The sequence below is a fragment of the Microcystis sp. LEGE 08355 genome (assembly GCF_015207185.1).
In the GTDB taxonomy this organism is placed as follows: Bacteria; Cyanobacteriota; Cyanobacteriia; order Cyanobacteriales; family Microcystaceae; genus Microcystis; species Microcystis panniformis.
Map to the genome: position 1 here is coordinate 1 of NZ_JADEXI010000044.1, position 15,567 is coordinate 15,567.

The 15,567-nt window shown below is 39.8% G+C and carries 14 protein-coding genes; 4 read left to right on the top strand and 10 right to left on the bottom strand.

The genetic code is table 11. The annotated features are described in order from the left end of the window. Window positions 1-465 precede the first annotated feature (465 nt). From IQ242_RS03990 to IQ242_RS04000, 3 genes are all read left to right on the top strand, one after another. The gene (locus IQ242_RS03990) at window positions 466-2,067 is read left to right on the top strand and encodes a radical SAM protein (protein WP_193959105.1); all 1,602 of its coding nucleotides are present in this window, start codon (window positions 466-468) and stop codon (window positions 2,065-2,067) included. 193 nt (window positions 2,068-2,260) lie between these two features. Next, on the top strand, window positions 2,261-3,676 hold the full coding sequence (locus tag IQ242_RS03995) for an ABC transporter substrate-binding protein (protein ID WP_193959106.1): 1,416 nt from the start codon (window positions 2,261-2,263) through the stop codon (window positions 3,674-3,676). Between the two features lie 129 nt (window positions 3,677-3,805). Then, window positions 3,806-4,531 carry a WecB/TagA/CpsF family glycosyltransferase gene (locus tag IQ242_RS04000; protein WP_193959107.1) on the top strand — a complete coding sequence of 242 codons (726 nt, stop codon included), beginning with the start codon at window positions 3,806-3,808 and terminating at the stop codon, window positions 4,529-4,531. Between the two features lie 9 nt (window positions 4,532-4,540). Here the strand turns inward: IQ242_RS04000 and ureG are convergent, their stop codons facing one another. The 3 genes from ureG to psbP form a co-directional block, all read right to left on the bottom strand. Beyond that, a complete protein-coding gene (gene ureG / locus IQ242_RS04005) occupies window positions 4,541-5,134 on the bottom strand; it encodes an urease accessory protein UreG (protein ID WP_002792251.1) in 594 nt (197 codons plus the stop codon). Between the two features lie 175 nt (window positions 5,135-5,309). Then, window positions 5,310-5,897 carry a nucleoside triphosphate pyrophosphatase gene (locus tag IQ242_RS04010; protein WP_193959108.1) on the bottom strand — a complete coding sequence of 196 codons (588 nt, stop codon included), beginning with the start codon at window positions 5,895-5,897 and terminating at the stop codon, window positions 5,310-5,312. 354 nt (window positions 5,898-6,251) lie between these two features. Continuing rightward, window positions 6,252-6,800, bottom strand: a complete 549-nt coding sequence (gene psbP, locus IQ242_RS04015; protein ID WP_190358493.1) for a photosystem II reaction center PsbP — start codon at window positions 6,798-6,800, stop codon at window positions 6,252-6,254. 62 nt (window positions 6,801-6,862) lie between these two features. On the opposite strand from psbP, the gene IQ242_RS04020 reads away from it, so the two are divergent. Further along, a complete protein-coding gene (locus IQ242_RS04020) occupies window positions 6,863-7,645 on the top strand; it encodes a tetratricopeptide repeat protein (protein ID WP_193959109.1) in 783 nt (260 codons plus the stop codon). A 74-nt stretch (window positions 7,646-7,719) separates the two neighbouring features. Here the strand turns inward: IQ242_RS04020 and psb34 are convergent, their stop codons facing one another. The 7 genes from psb34 to IQ242_RS04055 form a co-directional block, all read right to left on the bottom strand. Next, on the bottom strand, window positions 7,720-7,899 hold the full coding sequence (gene psb34 / locus IQ242_RS04025) for a photosystem II assembly protein Psb34 (protein ID WP_193959110.1): 180 nt from the start codon (window positions 7,897-7,899) through the stop codon (window positions 7,720-7,722). A 229-nt stretch (window positions 7,900-8,128) separates the two neighbouring features. Further along, window positions 8,129-9,178: a site-specific DNA-methyltransferase gene (locus tag IQ242_RS04030; protein ID WP_193959111.1), complete on the bottom strand. Its 1,050-nt coding sequence runs from the start codon at window positions 9,176-9,178 to the stop codon at window positions 8,129-8,131. Between the two features lie 234 nt (window positions 9,179-9,412). Next, window positions 9,413-10,423, bottom strand: a complete 1,011-nt coding sequence (gene trpS / locus IQ242_RS04035; RefSeq protein WP_193959112.1) for a tryptophan--tRNA ligase — start codon at window positions 10,421-10,423, stop codon at window positions 9,413-9,415. A gap of 61 nt (window positions 10,424-10,484) precedes the next feature. Continuing rightward, a complete protein-coding gene (locus IQ242_RS04040; RefSeq protein WP_193959113.1) occupies window positions 10,485-11,798 on the bottom strand; it encodes a dolichyl-phosphate-mannose--protein mannosyltransferase in 1,314 nt (437 codons plus the stop codon). A 13-nt stretch (window positions 11,799-11,811) separates the two neighbouring features. Beyond that, the gene (locus tag IQ242_RS04045; protein ID WP_193959114.1) at window positions 11,812-12,441 is read right to left on the bottom strand and encodes a Uma2 family endonuclease; all 630 of its coding nucleotides are present in this window, start codon (window positions 12,439-12,441) and stop codon (window positions 11,812-11,814) included. A 34-nt stretch (window positions 12,442-12,475) separates the two neighbouring features. Next, window positions 12,476-14,524 carry a DNA phosphorothioation-associated putative methyltransferase gene (locus IQ242_RS04050; RefSeq protein WP_193959115.1) on the bottom strand — a complete coding sequence of 683 codons (2,049 nt, stop codon included), beginning with the start codon at window positions 14,522-14,524 and terminating at the stop codon, window positions 12,476-12,478. 43 nt (window positions 14,525-14,567) lie between these two features. Then, on the bottom strand, window positions 14,568-15,347 hold the full coding sequence (locus IQ242_RS04055) for a photosystem II S4 domain protein (RefSeq protein ID WP_193959116.1): 780 nt from the start codon (window positions 15,345-15,347) through the stop codon (window positions 14,568-14,570). Window positions 15,348-15,567: the final 220 nt, after the last annotated feature.

Sequence of the window (15,567 nt, forward strand, 5' to 3'; positions counted from 1 at the left end):
ACCCTAAATAGCGATCGGGAATGGTTAAATCTAGGATTTTCGCCATGATTATAACGTATTCTTCTGGATTATTCATAGATTTCGTTCTGGTTGGGGTGAAGGAGATAAAGAGTTGCTTGAAAGCAGCGCTCAGGAATAAAATCGACACCTAGTTAAGCTGTGAAAATTGCTAGGATATAAGAGAAAATCTCCTGTAAATACAATAGCTATCCCTAGGGAGGAAGTGTAACTTGAATTTGTTCTTGACCACCGACTCCCTAGGATCATAACCTTAGATATGATCCTAGAACTGTATATTGAGATATTTTCCCCTCCTTCACCTCCGGATTAAATTAAACTTATAAGTAGGGAGGCACAATTATTTGTAGGATGGGTTAGCAGTAGCGTAACCCATGCGGGCGTTGGGTTTCATTCTTCAACCCAACCTACGTTCTGATAACTGATAACTGATAACTGATAACTGAAATGACCATCTTACAAGACGAAAAACTCCTCTTTACTCCCGCAATACCCCACAGTGATGCCATTAGAACTATTTTTGCCTTTCCTAATCAGTATTCTGTGGGTATAACCAGTTTAGGTTATCAAATTGTTTGGGCAACTTTAGCCCTGCGATCGGATATACAAGTTAGTCGTTTATTTACGGATTTTCAAGAATCTTTACCCCGTTATCCCGAATTAGTTGGCTTTTCCTTTTCCTGGGAATTAGACTACGTTAATATCCTCTCGCTGTTAGAATCTTTAGACATTCCCTGTCACAGTCATCAACGGCAAGATCAGCAAGCGATAATTTTCGGAGGTGGGCCGGTTTTAACCGCTAATCCCGAACCTTTTGCCGCTTTTTTTGATGTAATTTTATTGGGAGATGGTGAAAACTTAATTGCTGATTTTATTAATGCCTATCAAGAGGTGAGAAACGCCGATCGCCCGACAAAACTCCGTCATTTAGCCCAGGTTCCGGGGGTGTATGTTCCTAGTTTATATACCGTTAATTATGATAGTCCTGAAGGTGAAATTACGGCAATTCTACCCATAGATAATAATGTTCCTACTTTTGTTAGTAAACAAACCTATCGCAGTAATACCCTTTCGGCTTCTACGGTGGTAACAAAACAAGCGGCATGGGAGAATATTTATATGGTAGAGGTGGTGCGAAGTTGTCCAGAAATGTGCCGTTTTTGTTTAGCTAGTTATCTAACTTTACCCTTTCGTACCGCTAGTTTAGAATCTTTAATCCCTGCCATTGAAAAAGGTTTAAAAGTGACCGATCGCCTGGGTTTATTAGGTGCTTCTGTCAGCCAACATCCCGAATTTGAAACCTTACTTGATTATCTTTTTCAACCAAAATTTGAGGGAGTTAGACTCTCGATCGCCTCAGTTAGAACTAATACTGTCACGGAAAAATTAGCCAGAATTTTATCCCAAAGAGACACCAAATCAATTACTATTGCCGTAGAAAGTGGTTCCGATCGCCTACGGGAAATTATCAACAAAAAGTTAGCCAATGATGAAATTATCCAGGCTGCCATTAATGCCAAAACGGGCGGTTTAAAAGGGATAAAACTCTATGGTATGGTGGGAATACCGGGAGAAGAAACCGAAGATATTGCGGCAACTGTGGAAATGTTAATAGCCTTAAAAAAAGCCGCCTCTGGACTGCGAATTTCTTTCGGTTGCAGCACCTTTGTGCCTAAATCACATACTCCTTTTCAGTGGTTTGGCCTTAATAAAATGGCCGAAAAAAGATTAAAATATCTAGAGAAACAATTAGGTAAACAGGGCATAGAATTTCGACCAGAAAGTTATAATTGGTCGGTGATTCAAGCTTTATTATCTAGAGGCGATCGCCGCTTGACTTCCCTATTAGAATTAACCCGTGGCTACGGTGATTCTTTAGGCAGTTATAAACGGGCTTTTAAGGAACTAAAAGGACAAATTCCCCCTCTAGATTATTACGTCCATCAGCAATGGCGTTTAGAACAGGTTTTACCCTGGAGTCATTTACACGGTCCTTTATCCTCAAATGTTTTGGTAAAACATTTAGAAGATTCCCAAACAAAAAGGTAAAGTATCCCTAATAAGCTAAGACGCATTTAAACAATGTCTTGACTATCAGACCCCAAATGAGGTATTCTATCAAGGTAGATCGGATATTGGTGCAATTCAGACTTGAATTAGACCTATTAAAAACAAAAAAGAGCCACTTTTATTAACTATAAATCTCGATTAAACCATTAATTTAATCTTAGTTGATCAGCCCATGAGCCAGAAAAATGAGACCGTTACCCTGCTTTTAGCCCTGCTGATTACCCTATTATTTTTTGGGGCTGGTGGTTGGTGGTTATACAATCGTTTTCAAGGAAAAAATCCCCCAACCAATCTTTCTGAAATCGAGAAAATATCACCAGAGCAAAAATCGGTATCGGCACAAGCAAAATTTAGTCAAGGGGAAAACTTATTAATAGTTGAAGGTGCTTCTTCTGACAAACAAGCTGCTATACAGTCCCTCGGAAAAGGAGACTTTCAGCAAGCAGTTTACCTCCTAGAAAAATCCCTGCGAGCTAATCAAAATGATCCGGAAGCTCTCATCTACTTAAATAACGCCCGTATTGGTCAAGCTAAGTCCTATACTATCGCCGTTTCCGTGCCAATTGGGAGCAATGTCAACACCGCCCTAGAAGTTTTACGAGGAGTTGCCCAATCTCAAAATCAAATCAATCAAGCCGGAGGAATTAATGGCACTCCTTTAAAAGTTCTCATTGCTGATGATGCTGATAATCCCGAAATTGCCGCTCAAATTGCCCAAAAATTAACGGCTGATAACAGCATTTTAGGAGTAGTAGGACACACTAGCAGTGATACCTCTTTAGCGGCGGCTGCTATCTATCAAAAAGCAGGATTAGTAATGATTTCCCCCATCAGTACCTCAACTAAACTCTCCAATTTTGGTGACTATATCTTTCGTTCTGTTCCCAGTGATTTTGTGGCGGCACGGGCATTAGCCGAATCTAGCTTGCAAAAAATTCCTAACGTCAAGGCAGTGGTATTTTTTAACTCCCAAAGTAATTATAGTCAATCCCTAAAATCTGAATTTATCACCGCTTTAGGATTAGGAGGAGGTCAAGTGGTGAGTGAATTTGATCTATCTTCCCTGACTTTTACCCCTTCTAAAAGCCTCCAACAAGCTCAACAGGAGGGAGCAAATCTAATCGCCCTTCTTGGGGATAGTGGAACCCTAGATAAGGCTTTACAGGTGGTTCAGATCAATGGTCAAAAATTACCGATTGTGGCGGGTGATGACGTTTATAGCCCCAAAACTCTGGATGTAGGCGGAAAAAATGCCCTGGGCATGGTTGTCGCTATCGCTTGGCATTTGGGGGCTAATCCGAACAGTCCTTTTGTGAATAAATCCCGCCAATTGTGGCAAGGAGACGTAAATTGGCGCACGGCTACCGCCTATGACGCTGCCCAGGCTTTAATCGCTGGCATTAAGGCAGAATCTAGCCGAGAGGGAGTTCAACAGGCGTTAAGAAGCAGTGATTTTTCTGTCCCCGGGGCGACTAATCCCGTGCGATTTTTACCATCTGGCGATCGCAATCAATCGGTGCAATTAGTGGTAGTTCAACCCGGTTCTCGTTCTAGTTTTGGGGTGGATTTTGTGCCAATTTCTCGATAAAATGACAACTAAATCAAGATAAATTATAAGTAAGTATTTATAATTAAATTGAAGATAGATTTTACCTCTGATCCCCCCTGCCCCCCTTAATAAGGGGGGTGTCTGACAACTATTAGCACCTACCTACTTATGTTAGAAACTCCCCCCAAATATTCTGTTCTCGGTTTACCGGTTCATCTCCTCGATAACTACAGTCGTTGGTTAATCGATCGCCTCTATCAAGGTTTTGGTTCCCACGTTGTCACTCTTAATGCAGAAATGGCAATGTTAGGAGAAAATGATGCTAAAGTAGCCCAAGTTATTCGGGAAGCAGATTTAGTTATTCCCGACGGTGCTGGGATTGTTATTTACTTAAAATTAAGGGGCAAAAAACAACCCCGCTGCCCCGGTATTGAATTATCAGAATCCTTAATTACTGAGTTAGGAATGCAGGGAGAGAGTTCTCCTATTGCTTTTTTTGGTGGTAAACCGGGGATTACAGAACAAGCGGCAAGTAATTGGCAAAAAAAGATACCTAATATCCGTATTCTGGCTAACCATGGTTATCTATCCTCGGAGGAAATGTCCGATTGGATTGAGGTATTAAAAGATCAACAACCGCGGTTAATTTTAGTTGGTTTGGGAGTACCCCGACAGGAATATTGGATTAGGGAACATCGCAATATCTGTCCCCAAGCTATCTGGGTAGGTGTGGGGGGTAGTTTTGATATCTGGTCCGGGACAAAAATCCGCGCCCCTCGCTTTTTCTGTGACAATAATTTAGAGTGGTTGTATCGACTCTATCAGGAACCTTGGCGCTGGAAAAGAATGTTAGCTTTACCTAAATTTTTCTGGCGCTCTCTTTTTTATTCCTAGTAATAGTTATTATAAATTCTTTTCGATAAAGGCAATCACTCGCTCTAATCCTTCCCGTGTTTTTAAGTTGGTGAAGATAAAGGGTTTATCCCCGCGCATCTTTTTGGCATCTCTATCCATCACCCCTAAATCTGCCCCCACCATCGGGGCTAAATCTATTTTATTGATTACCAATAAATCCGATTTGGTGATACCCGGTCCCCCCTTGCGAGGGATTTTATCTCCGGCTGCCACGTCAATCACATAGATGGTTAAATCTACTAATTCGGGGCTAAAGGTTGCCGCTAAATTGTCGCCACCACTTTCCAGAAAAATTAACTTTAAGTTAGCAAATTTTCTCTCTAACTGTTCAATGGCAACTAAGTTAATTGAGGCATCCTCGCGAATAGCTGTATGGGGACATCCTCCCGTTTCTACTCCTAAAATTCTTTCCGGTGCTAAAGCTTGCGATCGCACTAAAAATTGGGCATCTTCTTGAGTATAAATGTCATTGGTGACTACGGCGATCGGATATTGATCCCGCAAATTTTTACACAGGGCATCGAGCAGGGCTGTTTTTCCTGAACCCACTGGACCGGCAATTCCCACGCGCAAGCAAGACATAGTTTTTTCGGGAAAAAGTGACAAGGAAAGGGTTAAAAATTTTGGGGCTATCCGATAGAAAAAAGAGGGGTTCGCAGGGCGACACGGATTCCCATTATAATAAAATGTTAACGCAAATTTGAGAATTTGTCAAGCCCTTTTGCCAATAAAGTTGGGGAAATTATCGGCAAAAAGATCACCAAAAGTCAGTGATTTGGTAGCCAAAATCCGTTAACATCTGCCTAAATAGGGGTAAACTTAAACCGATAACATTACTGTGACATCCCTCTAATCTTTCTACGAATAAACCCCCCTTTCCTTCTAGAGCAAAACAGCCGGCGCATTTGAGGGCTTCTTCGGTGTCAACATAGGCAATAATTGTTTGATCGCTGATATTGGCAAAGTGAACTTTAGTGATCCCACAACGAGTCAAGGTTTGATGATTAACTCGATCGATTAAAGCATGACCTGTATAGAGTGTACCCACCTGACCGCGCATTTTTTGCCAACGCTCGATCGCTTCTGATTTATCCTTGGGTTTGCCATAGACTTCCCCCGCTACTTCTAAGACGGAATCACAACCAAGAATTAATCCTGTATCAAATTGGGGGGCGATCGTTTGTGCTTTACATTGGGCTAAAGTTTGGACAAGATGGAGAGTATCATCAGCATTAATTGTCGATTCATCAAAGTTACTCACTCGCACAATCGGATCGATTCCCACCATTTGTAATAGTTTTTTACGCGCAGGAGAAGCGGAAGCAAGAATCAAGGGAATGGACATAAGTTTTTTCAGTAAACAAGATAGGAGATAGTTAGGTAGGGTGGGTTAGGCAATGACAAATTATTTAGACTTAATTATCAATTTATCTATTGGCCGTAACCCACCATCAGTTATCAGTTATCAGTTATCAGTTATTAGATTTGAGTTTTAAGTGACAGTATTAAATAGAAGTTTCCTACTGTCTTTTCACTGTTTACTGATTACTGATTAAGTAAGTATTTTATCTTTAATTATAACCGGCTACCTAGTTGATGATAGGTGGTGCGTTACGACGGATTTTTACCTTTAAGTCAAAACAGGAATTTTTGCCGTCTAACGCACCCTACATTTTACTATTGCCTATTGCCAGTTTCCCTAACTAACCGAGAAAGAATCAACGATAGTTTCAAAGAGTTCTTGAATTTGCGTCCAACGTTTTTGGGAAGTGGAAAGATTAAAAGAATAGAGTTTATTATTATTAACCGTGACGCTGGCCAGATTATGACGTTCTTGGCCGTTGGCTAATTTAACTTGATATTCGAGGATATAATAATCTTGGCCGTCGATTTGATGGGATTCTGAGCGAATTAATTCTACTTCCTTATCAAGATTGGGGTTAAGACTGTTATTTTTCAGGAGACGATAGCCCACTTCCGAGGGTGTCCCTAAATCTGTTAAGGTTTTATTGTCGGGGACGGGGTTAATAATAACGCTTAAATTTTCGCTCGTTTCGATCAGGTCATGAAAAACCACATCTACTCCTGCAACTTTTTTCACATCCACCTGCGTCCAACCCTTAGGATATAAAAATTGATAGCCTTGGCTGCCACTGGTGTATCCTTGCAGTCCAGCGATGGGAGTTGCACAACCGGTTAACAGAAGGGTGGTAATTAGGAGGAAAGTCGCCAAAAGAGATTTAATCATGATATTTTGACCTGTAAGTAGGGCTGTTTAATTTTACCTTGAATTGTTTAGGTGAACGGATTATGAAAATTAAGAAAAAATTGACAATTATTATAGCTATAGCCACTTTTTTACTGACTATCTCTCCCCTAAGCGCTCAAACTACCGCTAACCCCGTGAAAGCTGTAGAATTTTATAATCGGGGGGTGGATCGTTTAACCGCAGGGGATTACTCAGGGGCGATCGCAGATTTTACTCAAGCTCTACAATTAGAACCCAAGGATGCCGATGCTTACTATAATCGCGGCTATGCGGAGTTAGTTCTCGGCCAGTACGAGCGAGCGATCGCAGATTATACCCAGTCCTTGACAATCAACCCCAATTATGTTAATGCTCTCTGTAATCGTTGTTATGTGCATTATCTGACGCAAAAATACGAGGCAGCCGTGGAAGATTGCACAAAAGCGATCGCTTTAAACGGAAATTTTGCTGATTTCTTTATTTATCGCGGTAATGCCAAGGATGACTTGGGAAGACACCTAGAAGCGATCGAGGATTACACAAAAGCTTTGAGTTTACAGGGAACTAGAGGACAGGATCGCATTTTCTATAATCGCGCTCTTGCCTATAACCGAGCCGGACAGCAGGAAATGGCTTTAAGGGACTATGATGAGAGTCTGAAAATCAATGCTAATTTTGCCGAAGCGTACCACAATCGGGGTTTAACCCATTATAAATTGGGAAACAGGGAAAAAGCGATCGCTGATTTAGAGGCGGCGGCTCGTCTAGCGTTATCTCAGGGTAAACAGGGGACTGCGGCTAAGTCTCAATCAGCAGTGGCATTAATTCAGGGTCAAAAGCCCTAAAATAGGGAGTAGTTGTGATTTTAGCGGTAAAAAGGAGTGAAAGAGGCTAAATCGCAACTACGAGGGACTAAATTTTAGCCAGCTTGAGATGCGTAAAAAGCGACGGCTAACAGTCCACCCACAAGTGCGATCGCAGCAACACCCCAGAAAATATAATTACGTTGTTCCGATTTAGTCGGGGGATCCGCTTGATAAACTTTCGGTTCGGCGGCGAAATTATTTAAGCGTCCACCTTCTTCGTTTGTATAAGGCATAATCAAAACCTCAAATATGACAATTTTTCAGGAAAAAAATCCTCTTATTACAATAGTACAACATATTAGCAACCGAGTCGGGGATGTGGGAAATTCCCACGGGGATAACAATTCTTAGTCTTGGGGTAACTGCCGGACTCTGCTACTTTTATTGGCGATCGCATTGCCAAGGATTGAAACTGCGAAAACAAGTTTAAAAAGGCTAATCATACCAAATCCGTTTTTAATACTATAATAATGAGCCTTGAATATAATTATTGCTTCTTTCTTTTTTAAATCTTTTAAATCTCTCTGCAGCTATCTCGCAATAGTCTGGTCGAATTTCAAAACCCACAAAAATTCTTCCTAATCCCAAGGCCGCTATTCCCGTAGAACAAGAACCAGCAAAGGGATCAAGAATTATTTCTACCGGATTAGATGAAGCTTGTATAATTCTCTCGACAATTGCTAAAGGAAATTGTGCGGGATGTCCAGTTCTTTCCTTAGAACTGCGCTTTTCTCCTGTAGTGACTTTAGGAACTTCCCACACATCAGAAGGATTTTTACCGAGGGGATTACAACGATATTTACCATTTTTCTTTTGATTGGGATACTTAACGTTAGGGTCACGAATATTATCTAAGTTAAAAGTATATTCTTGGCAATTTTTGAGATAAAAAAGCCATTTTTCATTGCGAGGACTAAGACGATTTTTTGTAGAAACACCTGCCCCATATTTCCAGACAATTTCTTGTAAAAGATAAAAGGGAGACTTATCCCAAAGAAGATAGGGAATCGGAACACATAATCCCTTTTCTGGTACTTCTAAATAACCAACATTTAGCCACAAAGCACCGTTATCTTGAGTAATTTGATAAATTTGCCCCAGCCAATTAGCACACCAATCAACATAGTCATTGATTGAAAGAACTCGTTCATATTCTTTGCCAATATTATAAGGTGGTGATGTAACAGTGAGGTCAATTTTTATGTCACTATGAGATAGTTTAGACAAAAAGTCTGTGGCATCTCCTTGATAAAGAATAAAGCCGTTGTCCGAGTAAAAAGGTTGACCAAGATGACTAACCAGAATTTCTTTAAGAGAATTAAATTTGTTGGCTCTATCTTTTTCTAACTCTGGAGAAAATGGCTGTAGTAAGGAGGAAGGAGCAATCTGAGTTGATTGATGATCAACAATTCCCTCTGCTAGATAAGAGTTTTGTTCCTTGCTGGCAATTGGACGAGACTCATCTTCCCTAGACGATAGTTTTTTTTGTTTCCCCTGGGACTCTACAACCATAATTTCAAAGGACAGGTAAGTATTTTGATAGTTTCAATTATGCCCTTATTTTACCAAAATATCACTGGAGTTGTGCTTAATTTAATAACTTTTGTAATCATTCTCCTTCCCTTACCCTGGATGGGGAGTAGAACCCCACCAAGAGTTAAAGATTGACTGATAAAGCAGCGAGTTTTCCTTGAAAAATCTCAACTGAGTAGATTGATAATTATCAGATGCACACGAAAATTATCCCTAAAATGGTGGTAAATAACCCATGGCATTTTTGACTCGATCGAGAGTTTGATTGGCCACCGCTTCTGCTTTGAGACGACCTTGCCGCAAAACCGTGGCTAAATAATCTTTATCCTCTCTAATTTCGGTGTATTTTTCCTGAATAGGTTTCAGAGATTCTATCATGACTTCTGTTAACATCGGTTTAAATTGTCCCCAACCTAAATCGGCACATTCTCCCGCGACCACCTCTTGACTTTTTCCCGATAAAATGCTATAGAGAGTTAGTAAATTATGGCATTCGGGACGTTCCGGATCATCGAAAGTTAAACCCTTCACTAGATCGGTTTTACAGCGTTTAATTTTCTTGGCAATGACATCGGGACTATCGAGAATATTAATCCGACTCATCTCGGAAGGATCGGATTTAGACATTTTATTGCGGCCATCGGTTAAACTCATCACCCGCGCTCCTTCCTTGCGGATCATCGGATCGGGAAGTTTTAAAATTGGTTGTTTCGGTTGTCCAAAAAGATGGTTAATTCTAACGGCTATATCGCGGGTTAATTCTAAATGTTGTTTTTGATCTTCTCCCACGGGTACTTTATCGGCATCGTAGAGTAGGATATCGGCGGCCATCAGTACGGGATAATCGAGTAAACCTGTGCCAACATTTTCCCCCTGTTTAATCGCTTTTTCCTTAAATTGAATCATATCGGTTAACCAATTTAAAGGGGTGATACAATTCAATAACCAAGTTAATTCTGTATGAGCTTTAACGTGGGATTGGACAAATATCGTCGCGTATTCTAAATCAATTCCGCAGGCTAAATATAGAGCGGCAATTGCTAAAGTATCCTCCGCAAGAGTGGCGGGATTATGGGGAACGGTGATCGCGTGTAAATCGACCACACAAAAGAAATTATCGTAGTCTTTTTGTCCCTCCACCCAATTGCGGATCGCACCGAGATAATTGCCTAAATGTAAATTGCCAGTTGGTTGCACACCAGATAAGATTCTTTGTTTACCCATAACTCATGCGATCGCTTTTTTTCATGATTTTATTGTATCAGTTTTTGCAGCTAATTTCATCCTAAATCCAATTGGGAAAAATCATTCTCAGATAATAATCCCGAACTGATAGGGGAATGCCTAAATAAATTGGTAGCCAATGGATAAAAGCAAAAATTATCAAAATTATCAGCGAGTGCGAGCCATTTTTATAAATAGGACTGGAACTTTCTAAACCATCGGCTAAGAGCCAAGCTAGAGCAATCAAAGTGAAGCTATAGGCAGCCATATAATGATAGAGAAAAGTACAGCGACTAATTTTTAACCAGGGCAGCAGATTGGCAATATAGTTACAGATAAGATAGGCAGAAATTACTCGCTCTTTTCGGTTAAATAATCGACTAAAAACCACTAGAATTGCTCCCGTAGAAAACCACCACAAAAACGGATTACCCATAGCGTGAACATCATAAATTTTATCACCTACTCTCTTAAAATAATAAGCCACAGGTCGCCCCATTACTAACCAACTATACCAGGGAGAACAATAGGGATGGACATCAGATTGATTGCCCTTGATTCTCTGATGAAATGACCAAATTTCTTGATGTACTTGCCAAAAATTATACTGATGGTTGACGAGAAGATGCGGTATCCACAGTAAACTATAGGTAACTAGGGGAAATACAATTAAGGCGATAAAAATGTCCTCTAATCTCAGGTTAGTTGCCTTTGTCCAAAGATTATCTTTTGACTGCTCTTGATTCAATAATTTTATTAACCAAGCAATACAGATAAAAATAAATATTCCCAGTAAAAATCCTAAGCCATTCCATTTAATATTTGCCGCTAAACCGAAAGAAACTCCCGATAATAATAGCCAATTAAGTTTGTGACTTTTCTGGAGTGCTAATAAAAAAAATAATTGTCCAGACAAACCGAATAAAATTAAGTAAATATTATTGAGAGCATAGCGGGATTCCACCAGAAATAATCCGTCTAAACTAGCGAGAAAAGTTGTGATTAAAAATACAGTTTTTCTCTGGGTTAATTGATAAGCAATTCCCCCAATAATTAGGGGAATAAAAGAACCAGTGAAAGCATTTAACCAGCGATAACTAAAAGTTGAGCGCAGGGAACCCGTTAAATTATTAATGTTTTCAGGATCGGCAGGAAAATGGGAACCAATCCAGATACTCATAGCAATTAAATATTGACTTAACGGTGGGTGCGACTGGAAAAATTCTTTACCGATTAGATATTCATTGCCGTATTTAGCATAGTAAACTTCATCGAAAACAAGAGTATTAAACTGACTGAGATTCCAGAATCTTATTCCTAGAGAAAATACAAATATACCTAGGATAGATAGGTTAAATTTTACTTGAGAACTCATGGAAAGATAATAGTTATGATAACTGGGAATTTTCTGTTAAACGCAAGCGAAATTCTTTGATGGCAAGACGGGGATTAGGATGGTTGACGTATTCGGCTAATAATTCTAAATTTAAATCCGGTAATAAAGCACTTTTAGGGATTAAAATATATTCGCCATTCTCTTGTAAAGAATAGATTTTTAACTGATTATCTTGCCAAAACCAAACCTCTTGAGTTCCCAATCTTTGATAAACTTCTAAAACTTTCAGGCTGCCACTGGTTAAGATTATTTCTATCGCCAAATCAGGAAACTCTTTTTCTGTAAATAAACAAAAACATTCATCTGGTTCTTTTCCCGCTTCTTTTTCCTGTTTTCGCAAAGTGGTGGAACCTAATCCCCAGAAATCAATTTCAGCATATTCTAAATAAACTTCTACCAATCTACCGATATTTTTTTTGCTAACTTCGTGACGACGACTAGGAGCCATAATTTCTACCATTCCATCTAGGTAAGTGATGCGATAACTGGAACTATCTTCTAAATGTTTTAAGAGGGTTTCGTACTGTTGCCAATTAACCCCAGAAATTAACATTCTTTGTTCAGGATCATTAGCTTTTAAATCGAAATCTTCTAATCCTTGTAACCGAATCGTAGTCATCATAAAATTAATTACCTCATCTATTTTACTTAATTACTCAGGAAGACTTATTTTGATTTCTTCTGGCGTTAATTTTAGCGCGTAAAATCCTAACTTTATAGGGATCGGCATCTTTTCGCCACAGAATCTGATGGCCCTTGATTGTAGCACAATGCTCCTCTAAACATTTTTGCCAACCCTGTAAACGTTCGATCGCTTTTCTATCTTCTAACAATCCCCAATCCTTTTCTAATTTAGTTAAGCGAAGCAATTTATCATAGTTAGGATAATCCGCCGTTACTAAAAGCTCTTTTTCGTGTAGAATTGGCGGATTAGGACTATCCCGATAATCGCGAAAACTAAAATCAGCCGAACCTAAATATACATCCATGCTAGTAGCTAAAATCGGATGAATTTCTGTATCAAAATTGGGGTAATAGAGATAGGAAATTTTGGGTTGACGAAAAGATAAACGAACAACGTTAGCATTTTCTAACCGTCCGATAGTTTGACTAGCACAACCTTCATATAAGCGTAATAACATCGGTAATTTTTCCAGAATGCTAATATGAATAGTTAGGGAATAACGGGAAAGTTTGCCTAGGGAACTATTTTCACAAGTACGAGCGATCGCTGCCAAATTTCCCGCACTTATTAACACTTCTTCTGCTAAAGCGCAAGCATTGCGATAACTGCCAAATAAAGCTTTAAAATCGGCACGGGTAGCGGGGGATAATTCCCGTACTTTCGGACAGTGGCTAAATTGACTTAAAGCTAAATAAAGTAAAAGATCGGCGCGTCTTTTGTCGGCAATTATCTCCCATTCTTCCCCTTCTGTTACTTGTAGAATCACTTGAAAAGCGCGTCTAAAAGTGCCAAATTCTGCCTTAATTTCTTCCTCTTGTAATAATTCTCCCGCAACGGGTAAACGTCCCTGCTGGGTATAAAATTCCATCAGGGGAGTTAATAAATCTTCGTAATCTTCAAAGCGTTTGAGATGGGTTGTAATTTTAGGGGTGGTAGCGCGGGAACGACATCTGGATAAACGAAAAGTTTCGGCTTTTTCTTCCTCTCGAAAAACTAGATAAATTCCCAAAGTTATTGGAATAGAATCAACCCCTAAACTGCTATCAATATACTGTTTTAGTTCTTCCTGTTGATAGTATTTTTGAAAAGTATTACGACGAGTTATAATTCCATCTTCATAAGCCATTAAACCCCGTTCGCTATCATCAATTAGGATCTGTGCCGAAACAATTAAAACTTGACGGGTTAATTGCCAAGCTTTTAATAAAGCTTCTTGCCGTTCTTCGGCGGATTCAATAACATTAATTACATAGCCTAAATTAACAATATCAGATTCAATTAAAGGACTATCGGGACGATAATAAGGATCCCAACCTTCACTTTGATAACCCTGTTCAGCTATGCGTTCTATATCACCTCCATAACCACAACCGTAATCAAAAAAAGTGGTTTCAGGAAGAAATAATCCCGCCGCTAATGCTAATCTTGCCGGACGAGAAAGAGTTTTGCGAACAAGAGCGGCTTTGTGGCGATCAATTATTATCGATTTTTCCCTTTGTCCCTCCAGATTACAAACTAAATAATCTCCTGCAAAATCAAGGTGATGCTTTCTTAAAAGCCTTTGCCATTCCTGTTTAGTACCGATGGGATAAGAACTGTTTAAAAGTCCTAAAGCACTCTCGATTTTTGTGAGATGCTCGAATTCTTCATAAAGGGGATAGTCCCTAGTAACAAAAGTTTCTTTTCGGTGTAAAATGGGCGGATTATCAGCATTTTGATAATTCCATTCACTCAAGATTAATGTCCCCATATCTACCACTAAACTTTTAGTTAAAACTGGGTGAGGTTCTCGATCAAAATCGGGATAAAAAAGATAGGATATTTTCGGTTTATCGGTGCTAAATTTAATTATTGTTGCCTCAGATAAATGCTGATTAATTCTTGCTTGTTGTTCGTAATTCTGGAGGATAGGATTCAGTTGATGTAATGCTTCTCTATGAACATAAAGCGCCCCCGGTAATAGTTTACCGATGGGACTAACTTGACACAGTTGCACGATTAAGGCGAAATTCTCAGCCATGGCAATTAATCTGTCTAATAACAAATTCTAGAGACAGAAAAAACTAAATAAATCTAGTTAAATGAACCCGATAGCGCTCTTTTTTGGTCACAGTAACCTCACCCACTTCTAGACGACCTTTTCCCCGGAAAGAAATCAAATCACCAGTTTTAACATTATAACTAGATTGACTGATATCTTTCCAGTTAACTCGCACATCCCCAGCGCTAATTGCTTCGGCCATTTTACTGCGAGAAATGCCAAAACCCGCCGATGCGATCGCATCTAAACGTAAGGAAGCTTCCACGGTATTAATTTCTTTTTTTTGCGGTGGTCTAACTTTTAATTCCGTCAAAGGAATCGGGCTAGTTTTCACGGGAACTGAACGCACTTGTCGCAAATTAGCAGATAAAAAATCTGCCAATTCAGGCACTACAATCGCCTGCGCTCCTCGCTCACCTAAAACGATTATATCGCCGACTTTTTCCCGAACGATACCCGTCCCCAACATCGCCCCTAAAAAATCCCGGTGGTTAGCGGTATCAAACAGAAAATTACCGGCAATATCAAGGGCAGATAGGGGAATATCTGTTACTGCCAAAGGTAGATCAACTCTAGCAACACCGACGCGCTGTCTTTCTGCCTGGGGATAACCGCCCCATTTTTCCATTGACACATCGGTTAAACGCTGAAAAACCCGTTCTACTTCCGCTAAAACCGCAGGAGAAAGAAAGTCTGTCACCGTCACTTCCCAAGTCTTGATCGCTTGTTCGGCTTTATCAATAACTTTCGCTATCTCCTCGCGGTTCTCGACACCCTTTAGTAATTCTTCTCTTGGTAACATTGTTTTGTGGTAATTAATCAAAAATTCTTAGGAAAAAATCAAATGACCGATAACTTATTCCTAATAACCGTTCACCGTTCTAGGGCGTATCCTTGCAGATTTTCGGGGTTAAATTGACGGAGGATAAGAGTCGCTTGATTTTTCAGGTTTTCGGAACCCTGCACGACAATAATATATTTTCCCGCGCCGAGACGATTGCGATAGGGAAGTGCATCGCCAC